Here is a 17,678-nt window from a genome sequence, read left to right on the forward strand (position 1 = left end):
GGGCCACCCGTTTGGGTGGCCCATTCTCTTTGCGATAAGTTCGATCAGTTGCCGGGACCCACGCGTCCGCGGCCCCAAATTCTCATCGTTCCATTAAGCGGAGCAGAGTAGGGGACTTCCACCTGAACCGCAAACGGATAATCCGGAACGCCGTCTTCGACGTATGGATGTTGTCCGCCAAAGAGTCCGATATCCGCGCTCGACCCATTCAAATCGAATGGCGAACCGGGATTCCCCGCATCTTCCAAAACGGAACCAGGTGCAAGATGATAGTCAGCAGATCTGAAATTTTCAACATTCATGTTCAGAAACGAAGTGGAATCACATTCGACGTGAGTCGCGCCCGGCGGCGCTGCTTCTCCGGCAGAGTAGGCGCAGTAACTGTAGGTCACTCCTGCCCCCCCGGTGTAAGAAATCGCTCCTGAATTTATGAAGAACACGCAATTCTCGAGGATTGCCGTGCCGTCGGTTTGGCAAGGATATATGTTGGAGTTTCTGGCCGTGAACAGACAGTGCGATACGGTTGCCGAAGCGCCGGCGTTCGAACCGTACTTCACAATGGGATCTTCCACGTTGATAATCGCGGTTGACACGAGAGTCATACTGCTCATACCCCTCTGAAGAATACCTTTTTGGCCGGTGCCGTCAAGGTCAACGGAACTCCAGAAGACGCACTGAGAGATTTCCGTATTCGTGCTTTCACCAAGGAAAACGAATCCTGCACCACCTGCGGTCGCATAGTTTTCAATGAGACACCGCCAAATAAAGACTTTGTCCGCGCCACTGTGAATTCGCACCACCGTCGCCAAAGAATCGACCGATCCACTGGCGACATTTGCTACTATCCACAAACTTCTTAGTTCCGTACTATCTGCCGCTTCTTCAACAGATACCAGACCGTTAACAAGCGATCCTTCACCGATTCCTGTACCGGTGCCCGATCCGATGATGACCAATCGATGCGGAACCGTGAAACCGGTGTATCCACCGGCCATAACTAATATCGTATCACCTGACGATGATGCGGCGATTGCGTCAGTGATGTCGGTATACGCTTGCGTGCCGTTGCTGGCGACCTTCAAGACTGCAGCTTGCGACACGCACAGGCAAGCCAACAGCAAGGGAATAGCAAAAAACTTCTTCATGCTCTATTCCTTATCTGAATTATTATTGATGATTCTGGAAATTAACTCTGATTCTCCGCATGGTTCAGGCGCAATTTGAATGGCCACGACCTTGAACAATTGCTTGTACTGATCGGGCTCGATTTCAAGAAACGTATCAGGCGGTGCGACACTGATGAAATTGGTGTACGGACCAGTCTCGAGAGAATCATAGTGTACACGGTACTCGAGTGCTTCAGGATAAGTATTCCACGCGAGTCTCGCGGCGTTGCCCGACGTTCCTTCTACGCCGAACGCGCTCAAGTGAGTTTCGATGACATTTACGGAGTCTATCAGCGGCCCATACCAGCGGTCTCCCGCGTCCTTGACGCGCACTCCAATCGCATGCATCCCCAAGGTCAGATCCGCCGACACGTAGCGCCGCATGGCCTCATCGCGCTCGTCAAACGATCCGTCTTCTGCGATCAGCGAACATCCGTTTCCTTCGCCCGGGTCGACGTCGATGAAAAATTCACCGCCCGTGATGCGGTTCTCTCCATCTACGACGGCGTCACCGATACGAATGGTTCTGAAAATCGGAAATGACCAAACTCCGCCTCCGCGAAACCTCAGGTACATCGTGTGCGCGCCGACACCGGCGGCAGAAACATCGACGGTGGAGTCGTAGGCCGCGACGTCCGTGCCGTAGCCGACGTCAACAGGAATGCCGTTTCCTTCGCCGGGATCGGAATCGAAATAGACTTCGGCGCCGTCGATCAACGCGCTGCCAAGACGAATTGTTCGCCGCGCCGGAGCGGACCAAGTTCCGCCGCTGTAAGCACGAATATTGACGTCGTGAAATCCACTGCCGATGTTTGGGACGACGAAGTTGGTTAGATCAATCGTGCCGTTGGCCGCAATTGCCACGGAGGAGCCGTTTCCTTCACCGGGATCCGTATCGAAAAATACTTCAGCCGCTTCGAAACTTGTTCCGACTCCGATTCGCACGTTTCGGGAAACGGACTTGCCCCACACTCCATCGTCTCTCTGCATTCGAATGTGAAGCTTGTGCACTCCGGGACTTAGCCCAGAGGTCGAGACTTCTGCGTCAAGCTCTACGTCGTCACCGGAGATCATGGAAATGGCTGTGCCATTACCCTCACCCGGATCTGTATCGAAGAAATACTCCGCAGCTACAAACGAATGCAACTGAGCCAACGCAAGAAGCGGATACACGAGCATCACGCCCATAAGGACTGTTTTTCTCATGCTCACCTCTTTTTTTAGTGATAGGTCATGCAATATTTAGGTAGGTGTTAACATACAATTCAATGATCGAAGTCCTTGCTAAGTGCTGACGAAAACAACGTGTAACAAGGACATTCGCTAAGTTACAGTGGCAATTATGGATAAATATATACATTAAGACTGCCCGACACAAGGATTCTTCAAGCTCTTCTCGAATTTGTTGCAGCTTTCCAACAATGGGTCAATTGTGGTGCCTTGCAAATTCGGATGGCAAAAAAAGGACGCCGTATTCGGGCGCCCTTTGTTTTTCCTAACAGGATTTTTCTAATTGCCTGGACCCACTCGTCCGCGTCCCCAAATTCTCATGGTACCATTCAACGGAGCGGAGTAAGGAACTTCAACTTGCACGGCAAACGGATAATCTGGCACGCCGCCGTCAACATAGGGATGCTGTCCACCATAAATTCCGATGTCTGCGGCCGAGCCGTCAAGATCAAACGGCGAAGTTGGATTGCCCGCGTCAATTAACACTGAGCCAACCGGCAAATGAAAATCGCAAGCACGAATCGTTTCAAAACTCAGAGTCTCAATCTCGGACGAATCCGCGAGAATACTCGTGCCTCCAGGAGGCGGATACAGTGCTTCAGAATAGCTGCAATAGCTGTAAGTGACATTCGGCGAATACGTGTGCGAGAAGCTCCCCCGAAGAACAAACGCTGAGTTCTCGAACACACCCGCGATCGCGCCGCCAACGGTGTTTTGCGTGTAGTTGTAAGTTATAAGCACACAGTGCTTCGCAAGCAGCGTGCTTCCGCTCGTGGTGCCAAATGAACTGACATTGTTGGTAAACCCGTGGAATACGCAAGAAGTGAGTTCAATATGACAGTTGGAACGGTAGCAAATTCCCCACCGCACGTTTGGATCTTGGCTGCCCGTCTGACAAATAGTCGTCTGCACGATGTCAACACTTGCTCCTTCTCCAACCCAGATCCCGGAAGCATATAACCCAGAATGAGTATTTTCTACAAAACAGCGCCACAAAAATATCCGTTCCGCTCCACTGCGAATTCGAACAATCGCGGCAAGCGAGTCGCTTGTATGCGCGGCTGCGGCACGTGCCCAGATACTTCGAATCTCCGTGCTGTCCGCTGCATCAAGGACATTGATGCCTGAAGTTACAAGGACACCCTCTCCAACACCCGTACCCGTTCCGGATCCGATAATCACGAGTTTCTTATCGACAGTAAATCCGCTGTAGGCCCCTGCCATAATCAGAATTGTGTCTCCGGAAACGGAAGCCGCAATCGCACTTGAAATCTGAGTGTAGGGCTGCGTCCCGTCGCTCGCGACCTTCAATACACCTGCCTGCGCGGCAATCGCGCAAGCAAGCAGCATCAATAAAATGGTTAGCTTTCTCATCTTTATTCCTCAATTCTATTTTGAACTTCTGAATTCGACAATATTGCAGGCTCTTCGCACGGTTCCGGAGCAACCTGCAGAGCGACTGCTTTGTAAAAGAACAGCTCGTGCCCAGGCGTTAAATCGAGCAGAGTGTCAGGCGGCAAAACCGAGAGATAACTCGTAAACGTGCCTGTTGCCAGCGAATCATAGTACAAACGATATTCGAGCGCTTCCGGATATTTCGTCCAAATCAGGCGCAGTTCGTTGTCCGGATTCTGTACTGTCGTGCTCACAAGATGAGCTTCGATTACGTTTACGGTATCGAAGGCGGTTTCCGTCCAAATCCCTGCCGCATCTCTCGCTCGAACTCCGATTACGTGCGGTCCCAGAGCGAAATCCGCGCTGATATAGCGGCGCATGATTTCCTCAGGACTATCGAATACCCCGTCCTCGGCAAGCAAAGCGCATCCATTTCCGATTCCCGGATCAACGTCGATGAAAAACTCACCGCCCGAAATGATGTCAACATCTCCTTCAATAGCCGGCCCGATGCGCAGGGTATTCGCAATGGGAAACGTCCAGACACCTCCGCCGCGGAATCTCAAGTAGAGCGTATGAAATCCTGTGCCCGCCGCGTTAACCAAAACAGCTGTATCATACGCCGCGACGTCCGTGCCGAATTCCACTCCAACGGGATTTCCGTTTCCTTCACCCGGATCGACGTCAAAGAATGCTTCAGCTCCGTCGATCATTGCGCTGCCGAGTCGCAGCGTTCTTTTCGCCGGTATGGACCACGTTCCTCCGCTGTAAAACCGCACGTTGAAATCGTGGAATCCCCGCCCGATATCAGGTACGTCGAAATCTGCGAGATTGATGACTCCGTCTTCGGCAATGGCAACGGGCAGACCGCTGCCGACGCCGGGATCGGAATCAAAAAACGCCTCTGCTTGATCGAATGTCGAACCGACGCCGACTCGTACCTCGCGTGCCGTTGTCTCGCCCCATACTCCGTCGTCGCGTTGCATGCGAAAATACAGCTTGTGCAGTCCGGGACTAAGTCCCGTCGTCGCAATGTCGCCGTCAAGCACAACTTCTTCGCCCGAAATTACAGGAACGGAAGTACCATTTCCAACTCCCGGATCAGAGTCGAAGAAATACTCAACGGATGCAACCGAATGCAACTGTGACAACGCAATCAGCGGACAAACGAGCACCGTACCCAGTATCATGATTAATCTCATGTCTACCTCGTTTCTCTATAAATATGTCCAGTATTACTCGAACTTATTACAAGAAAATATAGAGCATCCACGTTGCGCCGTCAAGACGGTTCGAAAATGACTTGTAACATTGTCACGGGTTCAATTGAAAAGCATGAACAAGCAATCTTGACAATCTTACACAAATAAGAGCGCATGAGTTTTTTTGCCTCTTCCTAAACCATATCGCATATTTCGGAATGGGTCAGTAAATATTTGGTGCAATGAAATGTAATCAACAAAAAAGGACGCCGATTGCGGCGCCCTTTCTTTGGTCTTGGTATGAGAACTATTCGTTGTTCTTTGTCATTCCAACGGAGCTTAGTATCCTGTATACAGTCTTGCGATCCACTCCCGCACGTTGCGCCACACGCGTAATGTTGCCGTTCTCTTCGTTCATTAGTTGTGAAAAATAGTCCGATTGAAACTGATCGAGCAGCTTCGCTTTTGAGGTTTCGTAGGAGTCCAGCGAATCGATTTGCGCTCTCCGTCGGGGAAGTCTTTGCAGGTCTGGCGGCAAGTCTTCATCGCGGATGAGCTGCTTTTGGGCAAGTGAGACGGCACGTTCGACGACATTTCTGAGTTCACGTACGTTGCCCGGCCACTCGTAGTTGCACAACCGGTCCAACACCTGCGGAGTGAATCCTTCGATATGTCTCCCGTATTGATCGCTAATCTCTTTCAGGAAAAACTGCGCCAATGCGGGAATGTCGTCGGGTCGTTTTCGAAGAGGTGGAATTTGCAGGGTCACGACGGCGACGCGAAAATAGAGGTCTTCGCGAAAGAGCTTCTCCTTAACGGCCTCCTGCGGGTCGCGGTTTGTCGCTGCCACAATGCGAATGTCAAGCGGAATTTCACGATTTCCGCCGACTCTGCGCACCGACCGTTCTTGAATCACGCGCAAAAGTTTCGCTTGCATCGCCGAGTCCATTTCCGTAATCTCGTCAAAAAAGAATGTCCCGCCTTGCGCTTCTTCAAGCAGCCCTTTTCGCAGCGTTGACGCTCCGGTAAAAGCTCCCTTCTCATGACCGAATAATTCACTCTCTATCAAGTTTGCCGGTAACGCGCTGCAATTGACGGCAAGAAACTGTTGGCCGTTGCGCCGACTGGCGCGATGCAGCGCACGCGCCAAGACTTCCTTGCCTGTGCCCGATTCTCCTTGAATCATCACACTCGCGTCTGTGTCCGCCACGCGCGTCGCCATCGCCATGAGTTCTTTCATGGCAGGGTCCACTGCGACGAAGGATGAAAGTACTTTTTGTTGAGCTAATTCATGCCGCAACCGTTGATTCTCTACGACCAGCATTCGCTCCTTAAGTGCGCGGGCCACGACGTGCGCGAGTTGATCTTTCGAAAACGGTTTCACGATATAGTCGGTCGCGCCCTGTCTCATCGCTTCGACTGCCGTTTCAACCGTTGCATATGCCGTCATCATGACTACTGGAATATCCGCGTGCGACCATTTTGTTTCGCGTAATATCTCCATACCGTCGCGCTGCGGGATCATCATGTCCGTGATCAGCACGTCCGGACCGTAGTCGGACAAAAGGGATTCAAGCGACATGCCGTCCGTTGCCGTGTGTACGTCATATCCTTCGCGCGTCAAAATCATCCGGCAGTTGTCCAGAAGATCAGGTTCGTCGTCAATCACAAGTATGCGTGGAACATAGGTCATACGTCGTCATGTGCTCCGATAGCTGGAAAATTCAAAGTAAACACTGTGCCCGCACCCCGCTCGCTGGAAACCACAATCATTCCCCCGTGGTCTTCCACGATTCGGTACGAGATCGAAAGCCCGAGCCCCGTCCCGACTCCGACGTCTTTCGTCGTAAAGAACGGATCGTATATCTTTCCGAGATGCTGTTCATCTATTCCCTCACCCGTATCTTCAACACGAATTTGCACGGACGAGTCGATACGTCCGACCAGCAATCGAATCGTCCCGCCTTTGGCCGTCGCGTCCATCGCATTGAGAATTAAGTTTAGCAGCACCTGCTCAAGCTCAGTGCTTTCACCTTTTATCATCGGAAGATCCGGCTCGATTTGCGACACGAGAGAAAGTCCGCGCTTTTCAGCTTCCTTTCTGACCAACAACTCAACTCCCCGAATCAACGGTTCGACATTGAGCGGAGTCTTCGTTCCCGACGACTTGCGTGCGAAGGACAGGAGTTTGCCGACGATTTTCGTAATACGGTCCGTTTGACGGTGCATCACACCGAGATGCTCGGCCAAGTCGTCGATCTTTCTGCCCTCGTTCAAGTCGTCTATTAGGAGCTCGAGTCTGTTTTTGATAATGCCTACGGGGTTGTTGATCTCATGGGCGACTCCCGCGGCAAGCTGCCCCGTCGCCGACATCTTCTCCATCTGCACAAGTCCCGCCTGCGCGTCTTTCAACTCTTGCGTTCTTTGCTCGACGATCTGTTCGAGATTCTCATTTTGAAGTTGTATCTGCTCCGCCAGCGCAATGCGTTCGCGCGATTCCGCCAAGATCGATTTGTCGGCGCGGACGGCAATCACCCACACCACGAAGAACAGCGCGAGTCCCGTCAGCAGCGTGCTGATGATAATGACGAGGCGCAGTTGCTCGACTTTGTGGTAAGTCTCCGCGACATTCATCAATATTTCGAACACGAACCGTTCTTGGCCGTCACCTTCAGTGCGAAAGTCGATGGGAACAAAGGCGATCAGATGATCAGGTTCACCTGATCTAGTATGCAGAGAATCTGGCGGTGGACCGGCTGTCAGGTATGAACTTGTTTCTCCCGCAAGCGCGGACAACAAATGAGTATTTGTCGGATCGCGGAATCCTTCTCGCACGGAATCCGTTGAGAATACTATTGAGTAATTCTTGTCATAAATACTGATGCGTTCAACTTGAAACCCGCTTACGAATGTCTGCACGATGCCGGTCAACTCGTGATGTGCCAGCGGATGCTCGAAAGGAAAAGTATCAAAGGTCATTTGCCACGGTTCGAGATAGAATTTGTCTATGGACCGGGCCAAGTGATGCACGGCCGCCGATCCATATTGCTCAGCGACCGACAACAAATTCGCGCGTCCCAATTTGTAAGCGACGACACCGCCTGCGCCCACAATCAGCAGATCAAGCAGCAGGAAGTTCAAAGCGAAGTACTTTGTGAGACGGGGTAGAGTAGCTTTGGACACGATTGGCGAGAAATATACTAAGTTTAATACGAACAAAGAGAAAGTGTTGAGTCTGGACTGTGGCGCAAAAGCCACACTATCAAGATAATGATTTACAGCTTCTTATCAAGAGCCGTCCCACACTCGCCACAATTTGAGGTTGTGCTTGTCCTGTGATTTCGTATACTTTGTTGCGTTCTAAATGAGGTAGGAAAAAATTAATAAACAGAAACTTAAACAAGAGAATCGTGCGATTTCATTTCGTTGGCACACCCATTGCCAAAAGCAAAGTGGGGGCCGCAAGAAATGACTTACTCCTTGCTTGCCTACTTGCTTGCGGTCCCCCTCTCCCAAACTTACCAGCGGCGGCATCGGCACCACCTCTCAAGCCAATTTGTCCTGCGTCCGGGATATTTCTTCGAAACAACAGGAACCCGTGGAAATGAGACTTCTGATTTTGACTTTACTGACAGTCTGCGCGACGGCGTTCGCAGGCGAGATGTTCTCGATCACCAAAGGCAGCTCTTCCAATCATATTTCCTTCACGAGCGATGCTCCGCTGGAAGAAGTTGTCGGCAAAACCAATGACGCGGCCGGATTCATCATGCTTCCCGACGACACGAGTCCCGGTTCAGCGGAGGTTCATGTTGAACTTGCGACGCTCTCTACGGGCCTAAGTTTGCGTGACAAACACATGCGCGAGAATCATCTCGAAACCGACAAGTACCCGCAGGCCGTCTTTAAGATGACGGCGCTCGAAATTCCCGGCGGCAAGTTAACCGACGGCCAGAAGACTCCTGTAACCGTCAAAGGAACGCTGACGCTGCACGGCGTTGAAAAGGAAATCACTCCCATGTCTTGGCTGACGTTGAACGGCGACCAACTGAGCATTGAATCCAAATTTAGTGTTGGGCTGAAAGATTATAATATCGAGCGTCCTGAGTTCTTGGTGATGAAACTTGCCGACGAACAGCGAGTTGAAGTCAAACTCGTCGCCGAACGCTCCCAATAAATCGCTTTACACGAACGTCACGAATCTGCCATGATTTGCTCGGCACAGACCGCGCATCTCGTGGTTTTTCGTTTATGTTCACAAGGGCCGTTAAACCTTGATGCAACCAAAATCGTCCAACGAGCGTAATAAATGTAGGTCCCGGCCTCCATTTAACCCGCAACATCGGAGGACTCGTCATGAAGAACGCAAGACTTGCTTTCTTGTTCGGACTATTGGTTGCCATCACGGCACAGGCGCAATTAATCGACGTCGCGCCTGATCACGTTGGGCCGCCGGACCGCTACCCCCCTTCGCCGACTCCCGTTTCTTGGGCAGTCGAATCCCGTTTCGTAGACATGCAGATTCGCAATCAATTCGCGTCCGTGACCGTCACGGAAACGCTTTTGAATACGTGCGGCCGAATGTTTGAAGCGGAATACTATATGCCCATTCCCGCCGATGCAAGCGTGGATCAACTCACGTTGACCGTCAACGGTCAAGAGCTGTCCGGAGAAATTCTTTCCGCCGACCAAGCCCGCGCCCGATATGAAGACATCGTGCGCCGCAAACGCGATCCCGCGTTGCTGGAATACGCCGGACTCGGCTGCATTCGAGTCAAAGCATTTCCACTTGAACCCGGTAAGCCCGCCACGCTGACCATGCACTACTCGATGTTATGTCCCAAAGAAGGGGACGTGGTTGAGCTGCAGTTCCCACTTGCGACCGCGCGGCACTCATCGGCGCCGGTCAAGGAAGTCAAAGTCGTCGCGAATATTCACGGTCAATCCGATCTGTTGAATATCTATTCACCGACCGTCGACATTGACACAAAGTATCGCGGCGACCGTGACGCGACCGTGACCTATTCCACGACGAATTGCTATCCGGCGTCCGATTTCGTGGTATATTTCACCGAGGACAACTCGGACATCGGCGCGACGTTCCTGACCTATTTCCCGGACCGCGATAAAGACGGATTTTATATGATGCTCGTGTCTCCGAACCACCGTGCAAGCTCCGGCACGCCGATCGCGAAAGACATTTTGCTTGTGCTCGACCGTTCGGGGTCCATGGGTGGAGAAAAAATCGCGCAAGCGCGTGACGCCGCCCGGTTTGTAATCAACAATCTGAATTCGGGTGACCGTTTCGATATCATCACCTACAACGACGGGATCGAGTCCTGTTTTAGCGCGCTGAAGTCGGCCACGAGAACGAATCGCGAAATGGCTCTCGCCGATGTCGACAGAGTGGAGGCCGGCGGCGGAACAAACATTCACGACGCGCTCGCGGTTGCGATGGACGAATTGGTTGCCTCGAGTCAGCAAGCGTCGCTCGGAGCTTCGGCGACACGTCCGGCCTATGTGCTGTTTCTTACGGACGGTTTGCCGACGGTTGGAATTCGTGACGAACAGCGCATCATTGACGACACGCGAGAAGCCAACGATTTGAACGCGCGCTTGTTTTGTTTCGGCGTCGGTTACGATGTTAACGTGCGGCTCTTGGACAATCTCTCAAGTGAGGAAGGCGGCAAAACAGCATACGTCAAACCCGACGAAGATATCGAAGCCAAAGTCGCGTCGCTATATTCGAAGATCAAGAATCCGGTCATGACCGGCATGCAAGCCGTGGTGGGAGGGTTCCGCTTGCGCGACCGGCTCCCGGATCAGCTTCGCGATTTGTTTGAAAACGATCAGATCGTTCAAGTCGGTCGCATCAGCAACGACGGTGACGGAAATCGCAGCACGTCTTTGAAGATTTCCGGCACATATCTCGGAGACAAGGAAACGTTCTCGTATCCTGTGGAAGTCAACACCAACAATCGTCGCGCAAGCTACAAGTTCATCGAGAAACTCTGGGGACAGCGGCGCGTCGCCTATTTGCTCAATGAAGTGCGGCTGAAAGGTCAAAACGAAGAACTTGTGAACGAAATCGTGGAACTTGCCACGCGCTACGGTATCGTTACGCCCTACACGAGTTTCCTCGCCGACGAAAATCAGAGACTTTCCGACGCGGGCGCTCTGCGTCAGGACGTCTCCAACAAGTCACGCGCACTACACGATGAAATTACGGGTGAAGCTCCGCAACTGACCGCACAGGCGCTGGAGGTGACGATCATGGCCAAGAAGTCGCCGACGGTCAAGCTGGACGTTGCTGGAAAGGCAAGACGGCTATCTGCCGCCCCGGGTTTTGCCATGGACGAAAAATCGATGGAGTCGATTCAACAGATTGGCGGCGAGACGTTTTACAAACGCAGCGGTTACTGGATACAATCGACGCTCACGAATATCGACGTCGAAAAGGACCTCGGCAAGTATGCGCACGTCAAGCGCTTTTCCGAGGACTACTTCTCCCTTTTGAACACGTGCACGGCGGACGAGAGCGCGTTGCTTGCAGGTCAAAGTGATGGAGAAAAGTATCTGGTCTCCATCGGAGGAAAAGCCGTCGTTATCGAGTAGATTTGCAAGCTGATCAATAAAAAGAGCCCTTGGAAGTTCTCCAAGGGCTCTTATTTCATTGTTCGGGTTCGGTCAGCTTGCGTGCTGTTGCAGCAACAGTTCGTTAGCCTTGTCCGCCTCTTCGATCACTTTGTCAGGATCATGCACCGGCGAGAATCTCGCAACCAGCGAATACACGACCGGCACCAGCACGAGCGTCAAAAATGTCGAGAACAACAGTCCGCCGACGACGGCGATGCCCAACGGCTTTCGCGCTTCGCCGCCCGCGCCAAGTCCTATCGCAATTGGCAGGATTCCAAACACAGTGGCGAATGACGTCATCAAAATTGGCCGCAATCTGATGACGGAGGCTTCCACCACGGCCTTCATGGCTTCATGTCCGCGTGCGCGCAGTTGGTTCGCGAACTCCACAATCAGAATCGAGTTCTTACTCACCAGTCCGATGAGCATGATCAACCCGATTTGAGAATAGATGTTCAAGGACTGCCCAAACGCAAACAGCGACACTAATGCGCCGAAGACCGCCAAGGGAACGGAAAGCAGAATCGTAAACGGATGCATAAAACTCTCGAACTGCGCGGCCAAAACGAGGAAGATAAACACAAGTGCGAGTAGGAAGAAGTAATATAGTCCTGTGCTCGAATCCTTGAATTCCAGCGACTGTCCCGCGAATTCGCGCGTCACGTTTTTCGGCAGGCTCGTGGCCTTGATGTTGTCCAGATCGTCCAGAGCTTTGCCCAACGAAACAAAGGGGAACAAGTTCGCCGTGAACGTCGCGGAGCGCCTGCGGTTGAAGTGATTAAGCTCCTTCGGTCCCGAAATCTCCGATACATTCACGACGTTGGCAAGCTGAACGAGCCCGCCGTTTCCGCGCACGTAGACTCCTTCGATCACGTCCGGCGTCGCTCGATCGGAGCTCCGGAGCTGCATAATCACGTCGTATTGTTTCGTGCCGCGTTTGAAATTGCTGATCACCTTTCCACCCAAAAGCGACTGCAGCGCGGAACCGATTTCGCTCGTGGAAACTCCAAGCTGCGAAGCGCGGTCCCGGTCAATCTCGATGCTGAGTTCCGGCTTGTCAAGCTTCAAGTCGGAATTCGTATTGTAAAGATACCCCAACTTATTCGCCGACATCGTCAGCACATTCATGGCTTGGTTGAGTTCTTCGTAGCTGTCCGCTTGCAGCACGTATTCGATCGGGCTCGACGAGAATTGACCAAGACTTGGCGGATTAATCACGAATGCCATCACGCCGGGAATCGCGAACAGTTGCGGAAACAGCTCGCCCACAATATCTTGCTGCGACCTCTCGCGTTCAGTGGATGATCCCAGATTCAAAAATAAAAATCCGTCGGTGACTCGGCCCGGTCCCTGAAAACCCAAACCGGTCGCGGTAAACAGCCCTTTCCTTTCCGGCAAGTTCAGCAGAATGTCCTCGACCTTTTTCATGTTCCGGTCGGTATACTGCAGCGTCGAACCTTCCGGAGCGAGCAAGATACCGAAACCGATACCACGGTCTTCCGTCGGCACCAATTCGCTGGGCATGAACTTGAACAATGCGCCGCTGATCAATACCAGCAGCACGGCGGTGATAATGGTCGCCAATCTGTGCCGCAAAGCGAAATTCAGTATTCGCTCGTATGTTCTGTTGAGCCACTCGAAAAACGCGTCAAACGAACGCGCCGCCCAACCTGAATTCGTGCCGTGAATCGGTTTCAGGATTCGCGAGCTGAACATCGGAGTCAAACTCAATGCCACAAATCCTGAAATCGCCACCGCGATTGCGACGGTGAAACCGAATTCGCGGAACAAACGTCCCACCGATCCCGTCAAGAACGCCACTGGCACGAACACGGCCACCAAGGTCATTGTAGTCGCGATCACCGCAAACGCGATTTCCTTCGTACCGTCCAACGCCGCGCGCATTTTGCTCTTGCCCATTTCCATATGCCGGAAAATGTTCTCAAGCACGACAATCGCGTCGTCGACCACAAGTCCGATCGCAAGCACAAGTCCCAGCAAGGTCAAAATGTTGATCGTGAAACCGGCAAAATAGATGACGGTAAATGTGCCGACGATTGAAACTGGAATTGCCAGCGTCGGAATCACTGTGGCGCGCAGACTCTTCATGAACATCAGCACGACCAAGATCACAAGGCACATCGCGATCAATATCGTCTCGGCTACCTCGTTGATGGAGTCTTCAATGAACAACGACGAGTCGTAGGCGACGTGCAGTTTCATCCCCGGAGGCAATGATTTCTCAAGCTCAGGCAGCAGTTCCCGCACGGCCCGCGCGACGTCAACCGTCGACGCCTTCGATTGCTTGACAATACCGATACCCACCGCGGGCTGTCCGTTGTAGCGAGTTACGGTGCGATCGTCTTCAGCCCCAACCTCCACCGTTGCGACGTCGCTCAGCCTCACGATGCCGTCCGCGGATTGCTGTACAATGATATTCGAGAATTGCTCCGGCGTGCTGACTTCTCCACGCGTACGCACCGAAAACTCGCGTTCCGTGCCTTCAATTCGGCCGCCGGGAATTTCCGCGTTCTCACGTGCCACGGCGGCTTCGATGTCGCTTGAAGTAATCTGCCGTGCCGCCATCCGCATCGGATCGAGCCAAATCCGCATCGCGTATTTTCGCTCGCCACCGATAAACACAGAACCGACGCCGTCCAATCTTTGCAGACGTTCCTTCAAAGCCAAATCCGCGACTTCCGTCAGTCTCAGAACATCGTCGCGGTCGCTCGAGAGCCCCAACCACACAATCGGCTGCGCGTTCGCGTCCACTTTGTCCACAATCGGATCGTCAACTTCCCGCGGCAGCAAACCGCGACTGCGCGCTACCTTGTCGCGGACGTCATTTGCAGCTTCTTCTACGTCGCGCGATAGTTCGAATTCGATCGTGATGACCGAGCCTTCTTCCTTGCTCGACGAAGTCAAGGTCTTCACACCGGAAAGCGTGGCAAACTGCTCTTCAAGAACGTCCGTGATTTCAGTTTCAACGACATTCGCGCTCGCACCGCGATACAGAGTCACGACCGACACGATGGGCGGGTCGATATCGGGGTATTCGCGCACAGGCAATCGCAAGAACGAGATGACCCCGAACAAGATAATCGTTAGGCTCATCACCGAAGCGAAGACCGGGCGGCGAATAGATACGTCGCTTAATTTCATTGACCGGCTCCGCTGTCAGCTTTCATCTCTTGTGCCTGTCGCTGCGCCGTTTCGGCTGAATCGATATTTGACACGGGCATCACTTTGGCTCCGTCAAAAATCTTCTGCTGGCCGGCCTTGACGACCGCTTGCGAAGCGTCAATGCCGCTGACAACCTCAACCATTTCTCGTCCGCGGCTTCCCAACTTCAACGACGTCTTCACCACCGTAGAATCATCTTTCACGACGTAGACGTACGGCTGGTTCTGTTCGAGGAAGATCGCTTCGCTCGCGATTGTCAATGCTTGATCCCGATGTCCAATCGTCACGGCAACGTTGGCTGACATGCCCGGCCGGTACTTCCCCTCGGGATTTTCAAGCCGCGCCACTACTCCGACGCTGCGGGTGGATTGATCAACTCGCGGCTCAATTACGATCACGTTTCCGACCGCTTCATCGGGGAACGCTGCCGTTCTAAGGAGAATCTCCGATCCGACCGTTAAGTCCGGAAAGTACTTTTCAGGAACAGTAAATTCGACACGAAGCTGGTCCACGCGCGCCAAATCCGCAATCGCGGTTCCCGGCTGCACATATTCACCCGGACTGACCTTACGCGCGCCGATAAGTCCGGCAAAAGGCGCGGTTATGCGCGACTTGTCGTATTGTGCCTTCGCGTAATCGTAATTTGCCTGCGCCACTCGAAATGCGGCGTCCGCGTCTTCAAGTCCCTGTGCGGAGCCTGCGCCTTGTTCGTCAATTTTTTTGATGCGGTCATACGCCGCTTTCGCTTGATCACGCAGCGCTTCGGCGCGGTCAAGCTGCGCCCGCAATTCTCCGTCGTCGATTTGCGCGATCAGTTCGTCGCGTTTGACTGTGCCGCCTTCTTCATACGGAATTCGCGAGATCGTCCCGCCAACTTCAGCAACTAAAGTAACGGCCTCATCTGCCGTGATCGTGCCGATAGTTTCCAATCTGTCCGTCACAGCCTCGCGCGTAGCATGAGTGGTTTCCACTGGTGTGGGCGGCATCGACCAACCGCCACCCCAGCCGCCGCCCATGCAACCGGACAAAAATGTACTCGCCGCCAAAAGAGCAGGCGCAACGAAATTCACAAACCGTTTCATAGGATATATCTCAATAGTGATGTTTCTTATTCGGGACGCGGTGCCAAGACTTTAAGCTGTGCCGCCGCTTTTGCGGTTCTCACCAGTGTCTTCGAATAGCGCCGTTGGGCATTCGCCAGATCCGCACCCAGCCGAACGAGTTCAAACGCCGTCACCTTGCCGCCCTTGTATTCGATCATTCCAATGCGCACTTGATCGAGAGTGGCTTTCACATTTTCTTCCGAAAGCTGGAGCCGGTTCTGTCCGTTTTTAAGTTCCCGATGCGCAGCGCGGACTTGCTCTTCAAGAGTTCGTTCCGCCTCGACGTACTGCTGTTCAGCGCGGTTCACTTCCGCTCGCAACCTGTTTCGCTCGCCCTGCGGCCCACGCTGAAGAATCGGAACATTCAACCTGAGTCCAATCATCCACGATGGGTAATCTCGTTTGAGAGCCTGATCCAGCGCGTCACCGAACTTCGTATCAAGAGTATTACGCAGCGTATCCGCACCGAAAATCACGTCGCGTCCGGTACCGGCGAGGCCATTTCCTCCCAGCGCTCCGAACAGATCAAGCTGTGGCAGCGCGTTCCACGATGCCGCGCGTGAGTATGCTTTGAGTCCGTCCACGTCCAGCCGCGCAGCTTGCAGGCCGAGGTTCGTTTTCATGGCTCGCGCAACGACGCTGTCCTGTTGCTCGGAATTCTCAATCTGCGGAGGAACACCTGTCGTTCGAAAACGAATTCCCGACGGAGGGCGCTGTCCAATAAACGAGGAAAGTGCGTCGCTGACTCGTGTCAAATTGTCTTGCGCGTCCAGTAAATTCAATTCTTGATCGGCCAAGAAAACCATCGCATTATTCACCTGGTTGGGGCCGTCGAGTCCGGCGTCCGCCCGCACGTTCGCTTCGTGCATCAACGACATCGCCAAATCACGAGTGACGACACTCACGGCGACGTCTCGTTCCGCGGCATACAAATCCCAATATGCCGCTTCCGCTTGTGCGCGGACGGATTGCATCGCATTATCATATCGCAGTTTCGCGGCATCGTAGTTCTTCTGGGCCTGTGCACGATTGGCCCACGCGGCCGGACCGAATCCTTTCAGCAGAGGTTGCCTAAAAGTCAATATCCCGGTCGCGTCGTACTCCGGATTCAGCGACGCAAAAGTGGAGTTTGTTTCTTGCTTTGTCCCGACTACGGAGGCCTCAAGCTCTGTTCCCACAGGCAAAGTGATTCTCGCTCCGACTTCCCCGGACGTGGATTTCGGGTTCAACACTGCCGCACCCGAGAAGGGAGAGGCCGATGGCTGTTTTGCAGACGCTGAGCTGATTTCACCGAAGAGCCTTGGGTCAAAGCCGCCTCTTTCCCGATTCAGGAGTCCTCTTGCCGAGGCAAGGGCTTCGCGCGCATCAATCGCGAGCGTTGAATTCACCAATGCAAGCCTCTCAACTTCCTCGAGAGTTATGCCGTCGCCTTCAAGCTCGGCGAGTGCTTGCGAGAGTGCACTATCCGGTTGGATTTTCGTGACATCAAAGTCTGCCGCACGCGCCGGCAGCCAAGAAATTAAAGCAATTAAGAATAATAAGACACACCGCATACTTGGGGGCCAACTCAGTTTTTGCACGTTTGTTCCAATCAATATACGGACTTCACCGTTCAGATGCAAAGCTCAAAAAGCGCATCTTCTATAATATACTTGCTATTCAACCTAGCGCTCCAGCAAAAGAGCTCGAGGTCTTCTTATCCAAAACAGAATAGACCCTGAAAAGGGTCTATTCAAATGACGTTCTTGATTTCTTTTTACTTTAGG

Annotated in this window: 11 protein-coding genes; 2 read left to right on the forward strand and 9 right to left on the reverse strand. The window is 53.0% G+C overall.

Features of this window, described 5'->3' with window-relative positions; translation table 11 throughout:
- Nucleotides 1–44: 44 nt before the first annotated feature.
- From H6507_01030 to H6507_01055, 6 genes are all read right to left on the reverse strand, one after another.
- Nucleotides 45–1,145: a hypothetical protein gene (locus tag H6507_01030; protein ID MCB9367683.1), complete on the reverse strand. Its 1,101-nt coding sequence runs from the start codon at nucleotides 1,143–1,145 to the stop codon at nucleotides 45–47.
- Nucleotides 1,146–1,148: 3 nt separating this feature from the next.
- Complete coding sequence (locus tag H6507_01035) at nucleotides 1,149–2,372, reverse strand: hypothetical protein (GenBank protein MCB9367684.1); 1,224 nt, start codon at nucleotides 2,370–2,372, stop codon at nucleotides 1,149–1,151.
- Nucleotides 2,373–2,675: 303 nt separating this feature from the next.
- A complete protein-coding gene (locus H6507_01040; protein MCB9367685.1) occupies nucleotides 2,676–3,770 on the reverse strand; it encodes a hypothetical protein in 1,095 nt (364 codons plus the stop codon).
- Nucleotides 3,771–3,772: 2 nt separating this feature from the next.
- A complete protein-coding gene (locus tag H6507_01045; protein MCB9367686.1) occupies nucleotides 3,773–4,993 on the reverse strand; it encodes a hypothetical protein in 1,221 nt (406 codons plus the stop codon).
- A gap of 307 nt (nucleotides 4,994–5,300) precedes the next feature.
- Entirely contained in the window at nucleotides 5,301–6,686 is a 1,386-nt protein-coding gene (locus H6507_01050) for a sigma-54-dependent Fis family transcriptional regulator (protein ID MCB9367687.1), read from the reverse strand.
- Nucleotides 6,683–8,134 carry a hypothetical protein gene (locus H6507_01055; protein ID MCB9367688.1) on the reverse strand — a complete coding sequence of 484 codons (1,452 nt, stop codon included), beginning with the start codon at nucleotides 8,132–8,134 and terminating at the stop codon, nucleotides 6,683–6,685. Before H6507_01055 ends, H6507_01050 begins: the two co-directional genes overlap by 4 nt.
- 463 nt (nucleotides 8,135–8,597) lie before the next feature.
- On the opposite strand from H6507_01055, the gene H6507_01060 reads away from it, so the two are divergent.
- Together H6507_01060 and H6507_01065 are read left to right on the forward strand one after the other, a co-directional pair.
- A complete protein-coding gene (locus H6507_01060; protein MCB9367689.1) occupies nucleotides 8,598–9,167 on the forward strand; it encodes a YceI family protein in 570 nt (189 codons plus the stop codon).
- A gap of 179 nt (nucleotides 9,168–9,346) precedes the next feature.
- Entirely contained in the window at nucleotides 9,347–11,605 is a 2,259-nt protein-coding gene (locus tag H6507_01065; protein MCB9367690.1) for a VWA domain-containing protein, read from the forward strand.
- A 72-nt stretch (nucleotides 11,606–11,677) separates the two neighbouring features.
- On the opposite strand, the gene H6507_01070 is transcribed toward H6507_01065, so the two are convergent.
- From H6507_01070 to H6507_01080, 3 genes are read right to left on the reverse strand one after another with little or no spacing between them, the layout of a single operon-like run.
- Nucleotides 11,678–14,788, reverse strand: a complete 3,111-nt coding sequence (locus H6507_01070) for an efflux RND transporter permease subunit (GenBank protein ID MCB9367691.1) — start codon at nucleotides 14,786–14,788, stop codon at nucleotides 11,678–11,680.
- On the reverse strand, nucleotides 14,785–15,891 hold the full coding sequence (locus H6507_01075; GenBank protein ID MCB9367692.1) for an efflux RND transporter periplasmic adaptor subunit: 1,107 nt from the start codon (nucleotides 15,889–15,891) through the stop codon (nucleotides 14,785–14,787). Before H6507_01075 ends, H6507_01070 begins: the two co-directional genes overlap by 4 nt.
- Nucleotides 15,892–15,917: 26 nt before the next feature.
- Nucleotides 15,918–17,465, reverse strand: a complete 1,548-nt coding sequence (locus tag H6507_01080) for a TolC family protein (GenBank protein ID MCB9367693.1) — start codon at nucleotides 17,463–17,465, stop codon at nucleotides 15,918–15,920.
- Nucleotides 17,466–17,678: the final 213 nt, after the last annotated feature.

The organism is Calditrichota bacterium (assembly GCA_020637445.1).
Classification (GTDB): Bacteria; Electryoneota; RPQS01; order RPQS01; family RPQS01; genus JABWCQ01.